This is a genomic window from Amycolatopsis sp. cmx-11-32 (assembly GCF_047608695.1).
GTDB lineage: Bacteria > Actinomycetota > Actinomycetes > Mycobacteriales > Pseudonocardiaceae > Amycolatopsis.
Genome location: NZ_JADNQN010000004.1, coordinates 612,180 through 626,994 on the forward strand (window position 1 = coordinate 612,180; position 14,815 = coordinate 626,994).

Below are 14,815 nucleotides of genomic sequence, written 5' to 3' on the forward strand. Positions count from 1 at the left end.
CCTAAGATGTGCGATGTGCTCCGGATCCGCCGTGAACTCGTCGACGAGATCGTCGCCCACGCCCGTCGTGACCATCCCGATGAGGCGTGCGGGGTGATCGCCGGTCCGCAAGGGTCGGACAGCCCCGAGCGGTACATCCCGATGCTGAACGCGGCCCGCTCGCCCACGTTCTACGAATTCGACTCGGGCGATCTGCTCAAGCTCTACCGCGAGATGGACGCCAACGACGAGGTCCCGGTGGTCATCTACCACTCGCACACCGCGACGGACGCCTACCCGTCGCGCACCGATGTCTCGTACGCCTCGGAACCGGACGCGCACTACGTGCTCGTGTCCACGAAGGACCCCGATTCGCACCAATTCCGGTCTTACCGGATCGTGGACGGGGAGATCACCGAGGAGCCCGTCGAGATCACCGGCTGAACCCCGGCCCCGGAACAAGCGGGCCGACCCGAACGTCTGCGTAATAGAGAACACCACCGGAGGTAGAAACCATGGCCGTGACCGTGTCCATCCCGACCATCCTGCGTACGCACACCGGCGGCGAGAAGTCCGTCGAGGCGACCGGCAAGACCGTGCTCGAGGTGATCGACGACATCGAGTCCCGCCACGGCGGCCTCAAGGCCCGCCTGGTCAAGGAAGAGAAGCTGCACCGCTTCGTCAACGTCTACGTCAACGACGAGGACGTCCGCTTCTCCGGTGGCCTCGAGGCCGAGGTCAAGGACGGCGACACGCTGACCATCCTGCCCGCCGTGGCCGGAGGCTGATCCATGGCTCGCTTCGAGTCGCTGCTCGACACGCTCGGCGGCACCCCGCTGGTCGGCCTGCCCCGGCTTTCGCCCACTCACGACGTGCGGTTGTGGGCGAAGCTGGAGGATCGCAATCCGACCGGTTCGATCAAGGATCGCCCCGCGCTGGCGATGATCGAGGCCGCCGAGCGGGAGGGCATCCTCCGTCGCGGCTCCACGATCCTGGAGCCGACGTCGGGCAACACCGGGATCGCGCTCGCCATGGCGGCGAAGCTCAAGGGCTACGGCCTGGTGTGCGTCATGCCGGAGAACACCTCCATCGAACGCAAGCAACTGCTGCAGGCGTACGGCGCGCGGATCGTCTTCTCCCCGGCGGCCGGCGGGTCCAACGAGGCCGTGCGCCGGGCGAAGGAACTGGCCGAGGCGAACCCGGAGTGGGTGATGCTCTACCAGTACGGCAACCCGGCCAACGCCGAAGCGCACTACCGAGGCACGGGGCCCGAACTGCTCAAGGACCTGCCGACGCTGACGCATTTCGTCGGCGGCCTCGGCACCACCGGCACACTGGTCGGTGTCGGGCGCTACCTGCACGAGGCGAAGCCGGACGTGCAGATCATCGCGGCCGAGCCGCGCTACGGCGAGCTGGTGTACGGCCTGCGGAACCTGGACGAGGGCTTTGTCCCGGAGCTTTACGACGCGAGCGTGCTCAACGGCCGCTTCTCCGTCGGCGCCTACGACGCGCTTCGCCGGACACGGGAGCTGCTGGAGCACGAAGGCATCTTCGCGGGGATCTCGACCGGTGCCGTGCTGCACGCGGCGCTGGCCGTCGCCGAGAAGGCCGCTGCTTCGGGGAAGCCCGCCGACGTGGCCTTCGTGGTCGCGGACGCTGGGTGGAAGTACCTCTCTACGGGCGCTTACTCCGGTTCGCTCGACGAAGCGGCCGAAAGGCTTGACGGGCAGCTCTGGGCCTGACCACGTGTAAGAACGGACCTTTCCTAACAGGATTTGTCCGGGTCCGACAAAGTCGAGGTCTTGCAGGTCAGGCGGTTTATTCGTCCCCTAAGGAACCCCGGCACACGCCCGAGTGGGGAGGATTTGGCAGGCACCGGAAATGTCCAACTCGGACTACCGCCAGCAGCGCGGACCAGCAGCTCTGCGACTTCGCCGGGACCCTGACAGGATTTGTTGGGAAAGGTCCGTTCATAGCACGGACGCTGGCAGGATGGCGGGCATGAAGGTCATCGGGCTGCTCGGCGGGATGAGCTGGGAATCGTCGGCCGAGTACTACCGGCTGGTCAACGAGCGCGTTCGTGAGCTGCGAGGCGGGTACCACTCCGCGCGTACCGTGCTCTACTCCGTGGACTTCGCCGATATCGAAGCGATGCAGACCGAAGGGCGCTGGGACGACGCCGGTCGGGAACTGAACCGTGCCGCCCGCGGCCTCGAAGCGGCCGGAGCGGACTTCATCGTCTTGTGCACCAACACGATGCACAAGGTCGCCGCTCTGCTCATCGACGGCCTCGGCATTCCGTTACTGCACCTCGCCGACACCACGGCCGCCGCGATCAAGGCGGCGAAGATCGAGCGCGTCGGGCTCCTGGGTACCGGTTTCACCATGGCCCAGCCGTTCTACCGCGAACGCCTCGTCGCGCACGGGCTCGACGTGCTCGTGCCGGACGAAGCCGATCGCGAGACGGTGCACCAGGTCATCTACGGCGAACTCGTCCACGGCGTCGTCACCGAGGACTCTCGCGAGCGGTACCGCGAGGTCATCACGAGGCTCGTCGAGGCGGGAGCCGACGGCGTGATCTACGGCTGTACCGAGATCGAACTGCTCGTCGGCCCCGAAGACAGCCCGGTGCCGACGTTCCCCACCACCAGGCTGCACGCCGAAGCGGCCGTGGACTACGCGCTCGGCGAGATCTCACTCCCTCCCGCACTGTGATGTTCGTGCTGCTCGAAGGCCTGCCGCCACAGCCTGTCCTGTTCTTCACCGGTGAAGCCGCCGCGCGGCACGCCGAAGACGTCCTCGATCGCCGTCCACCAGACGGCAGGTGACTCCAGCACCGTTTTGTCGCCCGGCAGCCTGCTCAAAGTCAGCGCGCGCAGAGAGTCGACGCCCTCGGCGTCCCGGCGCTGTAGCACGAGCGTGCGGACGAACCCGGAGTTCGCGGACGTGGACAGTTCGACGTGCTTCTCGGCGAAGTCCGGCATCACGGCCGTCTCCGGCGCGAAATCCATCCCGACGAAACTGCCCTGCGGATCGTGGTCGAACCGCCAGCCGCCCGGCGTGACCTCCGAGGCCCGCATGCCGAACACCAGCGGCCCTTGTTTGTACTCGCCTTCGAGCAACGGAAGCGGCTCGTGGATGCCGTCGCCGAGCCCCACGTCGACGAACCAGCTCGATTCCGGTGTCTCCGCCAGCCCGGACACGGTCAGCGGCAGGTGGTTGAGGTGGATCCCGGCCGGGTCGCCCGGCATCTGCGCCCCACCCGGATGCCTCGTGACCCGGTAGCCCAGCTCCCGAAGCAGCGCGGAGAACGCGCCGTTGAGGTGATAGCAGTAGCCGCCGCGGCCGGCGGCGATCCGGCCGAACGACACCGCCGGATCCAGCGAGGTCACCCGGCCCAGCTGGATTTCGAAGTCTTCGTACGGCACCCGTTCGACGTGTGCCGCGTGCAGCCGGAAGAGCGCGCCGAGGGACGGCGGCTCGTGCTCGAGGCCGAGTCGCGCGAGATAGGCCGGCACGTCCACGTGCTCGGAAGAAGAAGTCCCCATGCCGACGACCGTAGCGCCGCCCACCGACAATTCAGGGTTCTCACGGAGGCGATCTCGGCGGTCCCCGTCGTAGCCTGGGGGCGTGACCACAATGCCTTCCCAGCCGGTACCGGCGAATGAGTCGTCCGGTACGGATCCGGCCAAACGCGTCCTGCCGCCGAACCCGAAGGCCGCCGCGATCGTGGCGCTGGCCTTCACCGTGCTGCTCTACCTGGTCGAGCTGGTCGACGTCGTGCTGCCCGCCGACCTCGACCAGGGCGGCATCGTCGCCCGTGACGTCTCCGGCCTCGACGGCGTGCTCTGGGCGCCGTTGCTGCACGCGGGCTGGGGTCACCTGTTCGCCAACACCGTCCCGGTCCTGGTGTTCGCCTTCCTCGCGATGGCCGCGGGCATCGGCCGGTGGGCACTGGTCACCGGCATCATCTGGGTGCTCTCCGGTCTCGGTGTCTGGCTGATCGCGCCGGACAACACGGTGACCGTGGGAGCCTCGTCCGTCGCCTTCGGATGGCTTGCGTTCCTGCTGGTCAGAGGCATTTTCAACCGGGCCGTCGGGCAGATCCTGGTGGCCGTGCTGCTGCTGGGAATCTGGAGCGGGATGCTCTGGGGACTGCTTCCGGGTGATCCGAGCGTCTCGTGGCAGGGGCATCTGTTCGGCGCGCTGTCCGGGGTCTTCGCGGCCTGGGTGGTGGCACGGATGGACAAGTCCCGAGCCAGGCAGCCCTCTTCAAAAGGGACCTCCACCGGTCCGGGTAGCCTCGCCGGGTGACCACGCCGAGCGCCGACGCCCCGATCGGCGTCTTCGATTCCGGAGTGGGCGGGCTCACCGTCGCCAGGGCGATCCTGGAGCAGTTGCCCGGCGAGCAGTTGCGCTACGTCGGCGACACCGCCCGCAACCCCTACGGTCCGCTTCCCATCGCGACGGCGCGCGAGTACGCGCTCGCGGCGTTGGACGACATCGTCGAGGGTGGGGTGAAGGCGCTGGTCATCGCCTGCAACACCGCCTCCGCCGCTTGTCTTCGCGACGCCAGGGAGCGCTACGACGTCCCCGTGATCGAGGTCGTCCTCCCGGCCGCGCGCCGAGCGGTCTCCGCCACACGCTCCGGCCGGATCGGCGTGATCGGCACCGAGGGCACCGTCCGGTCCCGCGCCTACGACGACGCCTTCAACGCCGCCCAGCAAGTCGAGATCACCAGCGTCGCGTGCCCGCGGTTCGTGGACTTCGTCGAACGCGGGATCACCACCGGGCGCCAGGTGCTCGGGCTCGCACAGGGATATCTGGAGCCACTGCTGGACGCGCAGGTCGACACGCTGGTCATGGGCTGCACGCACTACCCGTTGCTGTCCGGCGTGCTGCAGATCGTCATGGGCCAGGACGTCACGCTGGTGTCCAGCGCCGAGGAGACCGCGCGTGACCTCGTGCGCGTCCTCACCGAGAACGATCTCCTCGCCGAGCGCGACACCCCGCCGCGGCACGAGTTCGTCGCCACCGGATCCGCCGAGCCGTTCACCAGACTCGCTCAGCGGTTCATGGGTTTCGCTCCGGGTGTGCTGGCTCCCACCCGAGCGTAAATCGCCGAATCCGCGCTTAAGGTGTCACAGTGCGTCTCACGATCCTCGGCTGCTCCGGCAGCATCCCCGGGCCCAACGCCGCCACCTCCGGCTACCTGATCGAGGCGGACGGGTTCGTGCTGGGGCTCGAACTCGGCAACGGAACGCTCGCCAGGCTGCAGGCCCTGCGCGACCCGTTCGACCTGGACGCGCTGATCCTTTCGCACCTCCACCCGGATCACTGTGCCGACGTCAGCGCGCTGACCGTGCTGCGGCGCTACCACCCCGCGCTGCCGTATCCGGCGAGGCCGCGACGGCTGCCGGTGTACGGGCCGTCTGACGTGCACGAGCGGCTCGCCTACGCCTACGCCGCGAACGAGGCGGAGCGGGCGACCACCGATCTCTCCGACGTCTTCGCCTTCGACGTCCTGCGCACGGAGCCCATGAAGATCGGGCCGTTCGAGGTCACCGCGGTCCCGGTCGACCACCCGACGCCGGCGTTCGGCCTGCGGATCACGCACGGCGGCAAGACGCTCGCCTACACCGGAGACACCGGCGTCTGCGACACCTTGACCGACCTCGCCGCCGGCGTCGACGTCCTGCTGTCCGAAGCGTCGTGGACCGACTCGCCCGACCGCCCGATCGGTGTCCACCTGTCCGGCAAGGAAGCGGGGGAACTGGGGCGCAAAGCCGGGGCGGGGCGGCTGCTGCTCACCCATGTCGCGCCCTGGACCGATCGCGACGCCGTGCTCGCCGAGGCGGCCGTCGCGTTCCCCGACGCCGAGCTGGTCGAGCAGGGCGCCGTCTACGACCTCTGACCCGGGGTTCTAGAGTGACGGCCGTGGCGAGAAAAGACGGCAGGAACGACGACCAGCTTCGCGACATCAAGATCACCCGCGGCTTCCAGCGGTGGCCCGCGGGCTCGGTGTTGATCGAGTTCGGCGACACGCGGGTGCTGTGCGCGGCGAGCGTCACCGAAGGCGTCCCCCGCTGGCGGGCCGGTTCCGGCCTCGGCTGGGTCACCGCCGAATACGCGATGCTGCCGTCGGCGACCAACACCCGCAGCGACCGCGAATCCATCAAGGGCCGCGTCGGCGGCCGCACGCACGAGATCTCCCGGCTGATCGGCCGGTCCCTGCGCGCCTGCATCGACCTCGCGGCGCTGGGGGAGAACACGATCGTCATCGACTGTGACGTCATCCAGGCCGACGGCGGCACCCGCACGGCCGCGGTGACCGGCGGCTACGTCGCGCTCGCCGACGCCATCACCTGGCTCGGCGCGGCCGGCAGGCTCGCCGACCCGCAGCCGCTTTCGTCCTCGGTGGCCGCCGTGAGCGTGGGTGTCGTCGACGGCCGCGTACGTCTCGACCTGCCCTACGAGGAGGACTCGCGCGCGGAGGTCGACATGAACGTCGTCGCCACCGACGCGGGCACCATGATCGAGGTGCAGGGCACCGGTGAGGGCGCCACCTTCGCGCGGTCCACTTTGGACACCATGCTGGACATGGCGCTCGAAGGCTGCGCGGAGCTGACCCGCCTGCAGACCGAGGCGCTCGCGCTGCCGTACCCCGGCGAACTGCCCGAGCCGCGCACGGACAAGAAGAAGGGTGCGAAGTGACCAAACTGCTTTTGGCCACCCGCAACGCGAAGAAGCTCGGCGAACTCCGGCGCATCCTGGTGGCGGAAGGGATCGAGGGCGTCGAGGTCATCGGCCTCGCCGACGTCCCCGAGTTCCCCGAAGCGCCCGAAACCGCTCCGGACTTCGAGGGCAACGCGCTCGCGAAGGCGCAGGACGCGGCCGCCGCGACCGGCCTCCCGGCCATCGCCGACGACTCCGGCATCGCCATCGACGCGCTCAACGGCATGCCGGGCGTGCTCTCGGCCCGCTGGTCGGGCAAGCACGGCGACGACGAGGCGAACTTGGACCTCGTACTGGCACAGCTGTCCGACACTCCCGACGAGCGCATGGGCGCGGCTTTCGTCTGCGCGGCGGCGCTGGTCGTCCCCGGCGGCGGCGAGACCGTGGTGCGCGGGGAATGGCGGGGCTCGCTCAGCCGGGAACGCCGTGGTGCCAACGGATTCGGCTACGACCCGATCTTCGTGCCCGAAGGGGAGACGCGGTCGTCCGCCGAGCTGGAACCGTCCGAAAAGGACGCGGCGTCGCATCGGGGGAAGGCGTTGCGGGCGTTGGTAGGGGAACTCGGGAAACTGGCGGGTTAGGTCTCGTGAGTGGTGAGTCGTGTCCTGACGCGACTACCACTCACGAGGCTCATGCCCAGTGCTTTGGAAGTACAGGAAGGCCCCTTGCTTGCGCTAGTGTCGCGTGATCCTGCAGGTCTTACCCGTGATCAGCCGGCGATCTCCGGAGATCGCCGTCCAATCACGGGTAACCGCCGTCTGATCACGCGAGATCGCCGTCCAAGGAACGAAACCCAACGTCAAGCAAGCAGGATCACGCGACACTAGGCGCAAGGAAGGGACCTTCCTGTACTGGGAAAAGACCTTCACGCGCCATCGTTGTGGCTGGTGTGTTGCTGAGGCCGGAGGTGGAGTTCCCGGGCGGATGAGGGGAACTTTGAGGGACCCTGGGTCCCTCAAGGAGTCCTTCACGGACCCACGACCGCGACTCACCGTGGTCCTACCACTCACGTCAGGGAGAGGTCCCGCAGCAGCTTCGCGACGTGCCCGGTAGCGCGCACGTTGTACTGTGTCACGGCGATCTTGCCCTCCGCGTCGACGACGAAAGTCGAGCGGATGACGCCTTCGTAGACCTTGCCGTAATTCTTCTTCTCCCCGAAGGCGCTGTACGCCTTGAGGACGGTCTTCTCCGTGTCGGAGAGCAGCGGGAAGGTCAGCCCTTCCGCCTCGGCGAACTTCGCGAGCTTCGCGGGCTTGTCCGGGGAAATGCCGAGCACCTGGTAGCCGGCGTCGTTGAGCTGCGCGAGGCTGTCCCGGAAGTCGCACGCCTGCTTCGTGCAGCCCGGCGTGCCGGCGCTCGGGTAGAAGTAGACGACGACCGACTTGCCGCGGAAGTCGCTGAGCTTGACGTCGTTGCCCTCGCTGTCGGGGAGGGTGAAGTCGGGCGCTTTGTCGCCAGGGGAGAGTCGCTGGTCGGTCATGACGCACACGGTAGCGAACCGGCGGCGTCAGACCTTCCCGCAGTACTTCGCGGCGACGGGCTCCGCGGGGTTCGGCCGCACCTGCAGGCGCAGCTTCACCGGCTTGTCCGGAACGGCGAACGCCAGGTTCAGCTGGACCGACCGGCCGGGTGCCACGTCCTTGCCCGCGTCCGCGATGCCGTTGTAACCCTGCACGGCGTCGACGACCTGTTTGACCGACGAGCTTTCGCCGTCGACCTCGCCCGTCACGGACAGTCCGGAAAGCCGGTAGGTCCCGTCGCCCGCGTTGGTCACCTCGATGCCGAAGGCCACCGCGCGCGGGCTCTGCGGGTACGCCGACGCGCTGGGACGGAACGACTTCGGCGCGGAGACGGAGATCGTGACCCCGGTCGCGAACCGGTGCGGGGCGCCGAACGCGAGGTCGCCTTCCGCGTGCGTCGCCGCCAGCCCCTGCGCCGGGACGTCCGCGCCGAGAACGGCGGCCCCCTTTTCCGGTGCCGGAACCCCGCACGCGGCCGCCAGCATCAGTGAGCAGGCGGCGATCAAGAGCTTCGGGGTGCGCGGGGGCGCCATGTGCGGTTACTCCAGTCGGCGGTGCGGGTGGGCCGTTCGAGGTAGTCATTAGTGCCGAAGAGTCCAGGGTGACGGTCTTCTTCAGCTGAGAGGAGCGGCGAGGCCGGGTTGAGGCGCACCTGGTGTACAGCCGTGGCCGTTCCGTGATCGGAAGGGTACGGCTAGTGACAGTCGTCACCTCGGTGGTACACCGGTCAGGGGTCAAAAGGCGATGGCGAAGAACAGGATGAAGATCGCCAGACCGGACACCCAGGCCACGATCAACCAGCCGAAATCACGCATCGGGTCGACCGCGCGGCTCTCCTCGCCCGGGACGTAGACGCCGCGCTCTTCGAACCAGTCCACCCACCGGGTCATCCAGCGAAAGGGGCTTCGAGACGCCATGTCGTCACAGTACGGGTACGGATGAGCCGCGTCGGCCAGGGAGGGCCGCTCGAAAGGGCGAATCGGATGTCCGGGTTATCGCCCACTAGGCCCTTTTGTCCGACTAGTCCACCCGCCAGGCTGTAACGATGGCGCTGGGAATAGATGTCTACAGCCGCTTCCAATCCGTTACTGACTGGCAAGCCGTCAAGAATCACGGTGTTTCGTACGTTTTCGTCAAGCTCACCGACGGTGGTGGCCTGCCGAACGGCGGCCGCAACACCGGTGACGCCTTGGTGGCCGGAGCGAGATCCGTCGGAATTCCGGTGGGCGGCTACCACTTCGCTCAGGAGAGTCCGTCGCCCGAGGCGCAGGCGGGCGTGCTCATCGCGGAGGTCCGTCGGCTCGGGGCGACCGGCTGCGTCCCGATGCTCGACCTCGAGGACAACCCGCCGGGTTCGGGCGCGCCGAACATCCCCGACGGGCGCAAGCGGGACTTCTCGATCAGGTTCTGCAACCGCGTCGCGGGACACGGGTTCCGGCCGGGCGTGTACATGAACAACTCACTCGCGAAGATGCTGCGCCCCGACCAGTTCGGCGTACCGGACCTGGTGATCTGGATCGCGCGTTACGGCGCCAGACCCGACGCCGCCGCGGGCCGCTACGACGTGCACCAGTACTCCGACGCCGGTCAGATCCCCGGCATCCGCGCGAGCAGCGTCGACCTCAACGAGTCCTACACGAACGCCCACTTGACCGGCGGCGGCGCCGCCCCGAACCGGAAGGCGACGACAGAACTCATGGAACGCAAGACCATTCCGGCCAGCCCGTCCACCAGGTCCGTGCGGCTGCTGCTCTCCGGCAGCGAGACGGCCGCGATCATCGTCCGCCCGCGTGTCGACGGCGACGGCGTCACCGAGGCACCCGTCTGGCAGGGCAACATCTACGCCTGGGGCAGCGACAAGGTCGGTGTCGGCGGGAATCCCTTGCAGACGCCCGGATTCAACCCGAAGACGGTTTCGCACCGGCGGTACGCCCTGCCGGGCGCGGTGTGGGCCGACTTCGAGTACAGCTCGAACATGGAGTTCGAGATCGACATTGTCGGTTGAAGTACATGAAGGCCCCCTTCCTCGCGCCTAGGTACAGGGTCCAGGCAAAGTCGCAGAGCTGCCGGTCGGCACTGCTCGGGCGGATGCCGGGGGGTATGTCCCTGAACCTCTGTTGGTCAAGCTTCGCGATCAGTGTGATCCCGCGACGGAGAACCGCCTGACCTGCAAGACCTCGACTTTGCCGAGACCCTGCGCCTAGGTACAGGAAGGGGACCTTCTTGTACTTCGAGTTGTGGCACGATGTGCGCGTGACGAACTTTCTGAAGGGCGATGCCGCGTAGAGCGCCCCCGCTCGACGCTGAGATCGCTCGCCTCGAACGATCCCGGAACGCCGGATCGGTCCAGGCCGCGCTGCCTCTCTGGCGAGAAGCCGCCGCTGATCCGTACCGGCGGCTTCGGGTCGAGACCGAGGGCTGTGGCATCTGGGAGTGTTGCGGCGATCCTTTCGAGGCAGGGAAATACTCGAAGGCGTGCTTCTCGCCCTCCCCAAGCGGGTCGCCAAGGAACCGCGGAATCAGGTCGAGCGGATCGACGAGCGCTGGTGACCCTTCAGCGGCCCGGCGCCGCGTCCCGGATGGCGTCCACGATGAACTGGTAACCCGTGCACCGGCACAGGTTCCCCGAGATCCCCTGCCGGATCTCGTCGTCCGTCGGGGCGGGGTTCTCCTTCAATAACTCGAGTGCCGTCGCCAGCATCCCCGGCGTGCAGAAACCGCACTGCAGGCCGTGATGTTTCCGGAACGACTCCTGCAGCGGGTGCAGCTCGCCGTCCGAAGCGAGGCCCTCGACGGTGACGATCTCCGCGCCGTCCACCTGGACCGCCAGCAGACAGCACGAACGCGCGCTCGCGCCGTCGAGGGTGATCGTGCACGAGCCGCAGACGCCGTGTTCGCAGCCGACGTGCACCCCGGTGAAACCCAGGTCGTGGCGCAGGAAGTCGGCCAGCGTCCGCCGCGGCTCGCAGTCGGCGCTGTAGGTCCGTCCGTTCACCGTCAGGGTGACCGTGATCATGCGCCCTCCTTCGCTCGGGTGATCGCCCGCCGGGTGAGGACCGCGGCCATCTCGCGTCGGTAGCCCGCCGGGGCGTGGAGGTCGCCGGGCGGGTCGGTCGCGGTGGCGGCGAGATCGGCCGCGGCGGCGATCACGCCCTCCGTCAGAGGGTGCCCGACGAGCGACGCTTCGGCCGCGGTGGCCCGGATCGGCGTGGGGCCCGCGCCCGCGACGGCGATCCGGGCGGTTTCGCAGACGTCGCCGGACGTCGTCACGGTGGCGAAGACGGCGACCAGCGCGAGGTCGCGGCTGCGCCGGCTCAGTTCCTCGACGGCGCAGCCGCCGGGAAGCACCGGCACCGAAATCCGGGTCAGCAGTTCGCCGGTCCCCAGAGCGGTCCGGTGCGGGCCGAGGAAGAAGTCCCGCGCGGCGATCGTGCGCTCACCGTCCAGGCCTCGGACGGTGAATTCGGCGTCGAGCGCGACCATCACCGCGGGCAGTTCCGCGGCCGGGTCGGCGTGGGCGAGGCTGCCGCCGATCGTGCCCCGGTTCCGGATCGCCACGTGCCCCACGTAACCGAGGGCTTCGGCGAGCAGCGGAACTTCCGACCGGACGACTTCGGACGTCTCGACGACCCGGTGCCGGGTGAGCGCGCCGATCTCCAGGCGCCCGTTCTCCCGGCGCAGGAAGGAAAGCTCGTCGACGCGGTTGATGTCGACCACCAGCGACGGCCGTGCCTGACGCAGGTTCAGCGACGGCACCAGGCTCTGCCCGCCTGCCAGCACTCGTGAGTCCGGTGTGCCCAGAGCTTGGGCGGCCTCGTCGAGCGACGACACCCGGAGATAGTCGAACGGCGCGGCCTTCACCGGCGGGCTCCCCGCTTCAGCGCGGCCAGCAGCCGTGGCGGCGTGATCGGCAGCGAAGTGATGTCGACGCCGTACTCGCGCAGCGCGTCCTCGACAGCGTGTGCGATCGCCGCGCCACCGCCGATCACGCCAGCTTCTCCCATGCCCTTGAACCCGCCGGGAACGTGATCGGCGGGGGTCGCCATATGGGACACGGAGAACGGCGGGATCTCGGTCGCGGTCGGCAGCAGGTAGCCGGTGAACGAAGTGGTCTCCATCCGTCCGTCGGCGCCGTAGACCAGCTCTTCGTACAGCGCGCCGCCGATCGCTTGTGCCGCACCGCCGTGCAACTGCCCGTCCACGATCGTCGGGTTGATCACCGTGCCGCAGTCGTGCGCGATCAGGTAGTCCAGCAACGTCACCACGCCGGTCTCCCGGTCTACTTCGGCGAGCACGGCGGTGCAGCCGAACGAGGTCGCGACGTTGACCGGGTCGTAGACCTCGCGCTCCTCCAGCGTCGGCGTCTCGTCTTCCGGCCAGATACCGTTCAGCCGCCGGTACGCCGCGTCGCCGATCGCGGCCAGGGTGACCTCCTTGCCCGGTACGCCCTTCACCGAAACGACTCCGTCCTCGAGGGACAGATCGTCAGGGGAGGCCTCCAGGATGTGCCCGGCCACCCGCAGGATCTTCGCCCGCAGCCGGGTCGACGCGTTCAGCACGGCGGCGCCGCCGACGGCCGCCCCTCGGCTCGCCGCCGTGCCGTAACCGGTGTACGGGCAGCTGTCGGTGTCGCCGGACAGCACGGTGACGTGGTCGAGCGGGACGCCGAGCGTGTGCGCGGCCACCTGTGCCAGTGTCGTGTGAATGCCCTGGCCGATCGCGGACAGTCCCGTGTAGACGGTCACATGACCGGTCGAGTCGACTCGCACGACCTCCTCGTCGAAGCCGGAATGCCCCAAGCCGGAAAGGTTGATGATTCGGCTCGGTCCGAACCCGGTCAGTTCGTTGTGAAACGAATATCCGATGCCGACACCGTTTCCACGGCGCTTCGCCCAGCCCGCGTCTTCGACCGCTTTCAGGCAGAGATTTAGGCAGTCTTCGTACCGGCCGCTGTCGTAGACGAACACCGGGCTCTGGTACGGAAACGCCTCAGGCGGGATGAAGTTCTTGCGCCGCACCGCGTGCGCGTCCATGCCGAGGCGTTTCGCCAGTTGTTCCACCAGATGTTCGTGCACGAAGTTCGCCTTCGGCAGCCCGTAACCGCGGAACGACCCGTACGGCGAGCGATTCGTCATCACGGCGACGAGGCTCAGTTCCACGTTCGGGATGGCGTACGGCCCGGTCAGCAGCGCGGTCGTCGTCCAGCACGGGCTGGGGCCGACGGTCCCGAGCGTGCCGCCGAGGACGCCGTACACCGTGGCGCGCAGACCGGTGATCGTGCCGTCGTCCTTGGCCGCGAGTTCGACGTCGATCTTCTGCTCGCGCGAGTGCGCGTTGGCGACGAAGCTTTCTCTCCGGTCCTCGATGAGCTTGACCGGTTTCCCAGTGCGTCGAGAGAGGATCGCCGCGACGACCTCCTCGGCGTAGAAGTCGAATTTGTTCCCGAAGCCGCCGCCGACGTCGGGAGTGCGCACGCGGATCCGGTCCATGGAGAGCCCGAAGACCTCGCCGAACAGTTCCCGCGCGAGATTCGGCGCCTGTGTCGAAAGCCAGACGTCGAGCCGGTCGGTGAACGGGTCCCAGGTCGCCACCACGCCACGCGTTTCGATCGGCGTGCCCATCTGGCGTGCGAAGCGGAACGATTCGGTGAGTACGACGTCGGCCTCGGCGAACGCGGCGCTCACGTCACCCATCGGGATCGTTCCGGTGCCGGCGATGTTGTCCGGCCAGTCTTCGTAGAGCTTCGGCGCGCCGTCCGCCAGTGCCTGTTCGAGCGTGCTGACGGCCGGGAGTTCCTCGTACTCGACCTCGATCAGCTCCAGCGCGTCTTCGGCGGTCGCCCGGTCCTTCGCCGCGACAGCCGCGACGCCTTGACCGGGATACCGCACCTTGCCGACGGCCAGCGCGTGGTTCTCGGGCACCCGCATGTCCGGCAGGTTCGACCAGATCACCGGTTGCGGTGTCTTCGTGCTCGCCAGCACGTCTTCGCCGGTGACCACGGCGAACACGCCGGGGTGGGCGTTCGCGGCCGTGACGTCGACGCGCACGATCCGCGCGTGCGGCAGGGGACTGCGGAGGATCGCGGCCTCGAGCATCCCCGGCGACCGGACGTCGTCGATGTACCGCGCCCGGCCGGTGAGCAGGCGGACGTCCTCCCGCCGGGTCACCCTCGCGCCGATCAGTCCCTCGCCCATGCTGTCACTTTTCCGTACCGGCGGGCCTTCGCGCATCGTGCACATGGGTCACCGGTGCGGAATCCTGGGCGAGGATCTCGCGCTGACGTGGTTGCCGAGCACGGAAGCGCTGACTTCGAGCCGTTCCTGGACCACGCCGAACTCGGCGCGTTCCACGGTGTCGAGCAGGGCACAAATCCGCAGCCGGTTCGAGGACCAGACCCGGCGAACCAGATCCGGACCTGGTCCAGGACGTTGGCCACCGCCCTCGCGCCGATCAGCACGAGCCGCCACACGACACCCGGCTGACGGATGAACGTCCGATCGTGATCCCGAATCGCGCGGCCCAGACCGCGAGTCCGCCGCGGCCATGGCGAGGAAGTACCGCCACGGCGGTGGGACGCCGTT

18 protein-coding genes are annotated in these 14,815 nt (G+C 68.4%); 11 read left to right on the plus strand and 7 right to left on the minus strand.

Annotated features, from left to right (window positions below; genetic code table 11):
- The first annotated feature begins 15 nt into the window (after positions 1-15).
- The 4 genes from ACM6LR_RS15375 (at position 16) to ACM6LR_RS15390 (ending at position 2,694) form a co-directional block, all read left to right on the plus strand.
- Complete coding sequence (locus ACM6LR_RS15375) at positions 16-423, plus strand: M67 family metallopeptidase (protein ID WP_343072057.1); 408 nt, start codon at positions 16-18, stop codon at positions 421-423.
- A 71-nt stretch (positions 424-494) separates the two neighbouring features.
- Positions 495-767 (plus strand): MoaD/ThiS family protein, encoded by a 273-nt coding sequence (locus ACM6LR_RS15380; protein WP_005165659.1) that lies wholly within the window; start codon positions 495-497, stop codon positions 765-767.
- A gap of 3 nt (positions 768-770) precedes the next feature.
- Entirely contained in the window at positions 771-1,721 is a 951-nt protein-coding gene (locus ACM6LR_RS15385; RefSeq protein ID WP_414939272.1) for a PLP-dependent cysteine synthase family protein, read from the plus strand.
- 259 nt (positions 1,722-1,980) lie between these two features.
- Positions 1,981-2,694, plus strand: a complete 714-nt coding sequence (locus ACM6LR_RS15390) for an aspartate/glutamate racemase family protein (RefSeq protein ID WP_414939551.1) — start codon at positions 1,981-1,983, stop codon at positions 2,692-2,694.
- Here ACM6LR_RS15390 and ACM6LR_RS15395 read toward each other — a convergent pair.
- Positions 2,655-3,527: an arylamine N-acetyltransferase family protein gene (locus ACM6LR_RS15395; RefSeq protein WP_414939271.1), complete on the minus strand. Its 873-nt coding sequence runs from the start codon at positions 3,525-3,527 to the stop codon at positions 2,655-2,657. The two genes, ACM6LR_RS15390 and ACM6LR_RS15395, sit on opposite strands and share 40 nt — an antisense overlap.
- Before the next feature lie 91 nt (positions 3,528-3,618).
- Here ACM6LR_RS15395 and ACM6LR_RS15400 point away from each other — a divergent pair, with 91 nt between their 5' ends.
- Genes ACM6LR_RS15400 through rdgB form a run of 5 tightly spaced genes read left to right on the plus strand, consistent with a single transcriptional unit; the run spans position 3,619 to position 7,295 of the window.
- Positions 3,619-4,293, plus strand: coding sequence for a rhomboid family intramembrane serine protease (locus tag ACM6LR_RS15400; RefSeq protein WP_414939550.1), 675 nt, complete (start codon positions 3,619-3,621; stop codon positions 4,291-4,293).
- Entirely contained in the window at positions 4,290-5,096 is an 807-nt protein-coding gene (gene murI, locus ACM6LR_RS15405) for a glutamate racemase (RefSeq protein ID WP_414939270.1), read from the plus strand. The genes ACM6LR_RS15400 and murI overlap by 4 nt, the downstream gene beginning before the upstream one ends.
- Positions 5,097-5,125: 29 nt before the next feature.
- Positions 5,126-5,893 (plus strand): MBL fold metallo-hydrolase, encoded by a 768-nt coding sequence (locus tag ACM6LR_RS15410; RefSeq protein ID WP_414939269.1) that lies wholly within the window; start codon positions 5,126-5,128, stop codon positions 5,891-5,893.
- A gap of 23 nt (positions 5,894-5,916) precedes the next feature.
- A complete protein-coding gene (gene rph / locus ACM6LR_RS15415) occupies positions 5,917-6,693 on the plus strand; it encodes a ribonuclease PH (protein ID WP_414939268.1) in 777 nt (258 codons plus the stop codon).
- Positions 6,690-7,295 carry an RdgB/HAM1 family non-canonical purine NTP pyrophosphatase gene (gene rdgB / locus ACM6LR_RS15420; RefSeq protein ID WP_414939267.1) on the plus strand — a complete coding sequence of 202 codons (606 nt, stop codon included), beginning with the start codon at positions 6,690-6,692 and terminating at the stop codon, positions 7,293-7,295. Before rph ends, rdgB begins: the two co-directional genes overlap by 4 nt.
- A 425-nt stretch (positions 7,296-7,720) precedes the next feature.
- On the opposite strand, the gene bcp is transcribed toward rdgB, so the two are convergent.
- The 3 genes from bcp to ACM6LR_RS15435 all read right to left on the minus strand — a co-directional run bounded on the left by bcp (position 7,721) and on the right by ACM6LR_RS15435 (position 9,151).
- Positions 7,721-8,194, minus strand: coding sequence for a thioredoxin-dependent thiol peroxidase (gene bcp, locus ACM6LR_RS15425; RefSeq protein WP_414939266.1), 474 nt, complete (start codon positions 8,192-8,194; stop codon positions 7,721-7,723).
- A 27-nt stretch (positions 8,195-8,221) separates the two neighbouring features.
- The gene (locus ACM6LR_RS15430) at positions 8,222-8,767 is read right to left on the minus strand and encodes a hypothetical protein (RefSeq protein WP_414939265.1); all 546 of its coding nucleotides are present in this window, start codon (positions 8,765-8,767) and stop codon (positions 8,222-8,224) included.
- Between the two features lie 201 nt (positions 8,768-8,968).
- Complete coding sequence (locus tag ACM6LR_RS15435) at positions 8,969-9,151, minus strand: hypothetical protein (protein WP_414939264.1); 183 nt, start codon at positions 9,149-9,151, stop codon at positions 8,969-8,971.
- A gap of 128 nt (positions 9,152-9,279) precedes the next feature.
- Between ACM6LR_RS15435 and ACM6LR_RS15440 the strand changes: the two genes are divergently transcribed.
- Positions 9,280-10,239 (plus strand): glycoside hydrolase family 25 protein, encoded by a 960-nt coding sequence (locus ACM6LR_RS15440; protein ID WP_414939263.1) that lies wholly within the window; start codon positions 9,280-9,282, stop codon positions 10,237-10,239.
- A gap of 549 nt (positions 10,240-10,788) precedes the next feature.
- Here ACM6LR_RS15440 and ACM6LR_RS15445 read toward each other — a convergent pair.
- The 3 genes from ACM6LR_RS15445 to ACM6LR_RS15455 are packed head-to-tail and all read right to left on the minus strand — an operon-like array spanning position 10,789 to position 14,428.
- Positions 10,789-11,250: a (2Fe-2S)-binding protein gene (locus ACM6LR_RS15445; RefSeq protein ID WP_414939262.1), complete on the minus strand. Its 462-nt coding sequence runs from the start codon at positions 11,248-11,250 to the stop codon at positions 10,789-10,791.
- On the minus strand, positions 11,247-12,095 hold the full coding sequence (locus ACM6LR_RS15450) for an FAD binding domain-containing protein (RefSeq protein WP_414943988.1): 849 nt from the start codon (positions 12,093-12,095) through the stop codon (positions 11,247-11,249). The genes ACM6LR_RS15445 and ACM6LR_RS15450 overlap by 4 nt, the downstream gene beginning before the upstream one ends.
- Positions 12,092-14,428: a xanthine dehydrogenase family protein molybdopterin-binding subunit gene (locus tag ACM6LR_RS15455; protein WP_414939260.1), complete on the minus strand. Its 2,337-nt coding sequence runs from the start codon at positions 14,426-14,428 to the stop codon at positions 12,092-12,094. Before ACM6LR_RS15455 ends, ACM6LR_RS15450 begins: the two co-directional genes overlap by 4 nt.
- Positions 14,429-14,515: 87 nt before the next feature.
- Here ACM6LR_RS15455 and ACM6LR_RS15460 point away from each other — a divergent pair, with 87 nt between their 5' ends.
- The gene (locus tag ACM6LR_RS15460) at positions 14,516-14,716 is read left to right on the plus strand and encodes a hypothetical protein (RefSeq protein WP_414939259.1); all 201 of its coding nucleotides are present in this window, start codon (positions 14,516-14,518) and stop codon (positions 14,714-14,716) included.
- Positions 14,717-14,815 lie beyond the last annotated feature (99 nt).

Coding starts and splice junctions, on each gene's coding strand:
- ACM6LR_RS15380 (WP_005165659.1), top strand. CDS start 495: ATGGCCGTGACCGTGTCCATCCCGACCATCCTGCGTACGCACACCGGC.
- ACM6LR_RS15385 (WP_414939272.1), top strand. CDS start 771: ATGGCTCGCTTCGAGTCGCTGCTCGACACGCTCGGCGGCACCCCGCTG.
- ACM6LR_RS15390 (WP_414939551.1), top strand. CDS start 1,981: ATGAAGGTCATCGGGCTGCTCGGCGGGATGAGCTGGGAATCGTCGGCC.
- ACM6LR_RS15395 (WP_414939271.1), bottom strand. CDS start 3,527: ATGGGGACTTCTTCTTCCGAGCACGTGGACGTGCCGGCCTATCTCGCG.
- ACM6LR_RS15400 (WP_414939550.1), top strand. CDS start 3,619: ATGCCTTCCCAGCCGGTACCGGCGAATGAGTCGTCCGGTACGGATCCG.
- bcp (WP_414939266.1), bottom strand. CDS start 8,194: ATGACCGACCAGCGACTCTCCCCTGGCGACAAAGCGCCCGACTTCACC.
- ACM6LR_RS15430 (WP_414939265.1), bottom strand. CDS start 8,767: ATGGCGCCCCCGCGCACCCCGAAGCTCTTGATCGCCGCCTGCTCACTG.
- ACM6LR_RS15435 (WP_414939264.1), bottom strand. CDS start 9,151: ATGGCGTCTCGAAGCCCCTTTCGCTGGATGACCCGGTGGGTGGACTGG.
- ACM6LR_RS15440 (WP_414939263.1), top strand. CDS start 9,280: ATGGCGCTGGGAATAGATGTCTACAGCCGCTTCCAATCCGTTACTGAC.
- ACM6LR_RS15445 (WP_414939262.1), bottom strand. CDS start 11,250: ATGATCACGGTCACCCTGACGGTGAACGGACGGACCTACAGCGCCGAC.
- ACM6LR_RS15455 (WP_414939260.1), bottom strand. CDS start 14,428: ATGGGCGAGGGACTGATCGGCGCGAGGGTGACCCGGCGGGAGGACGTC.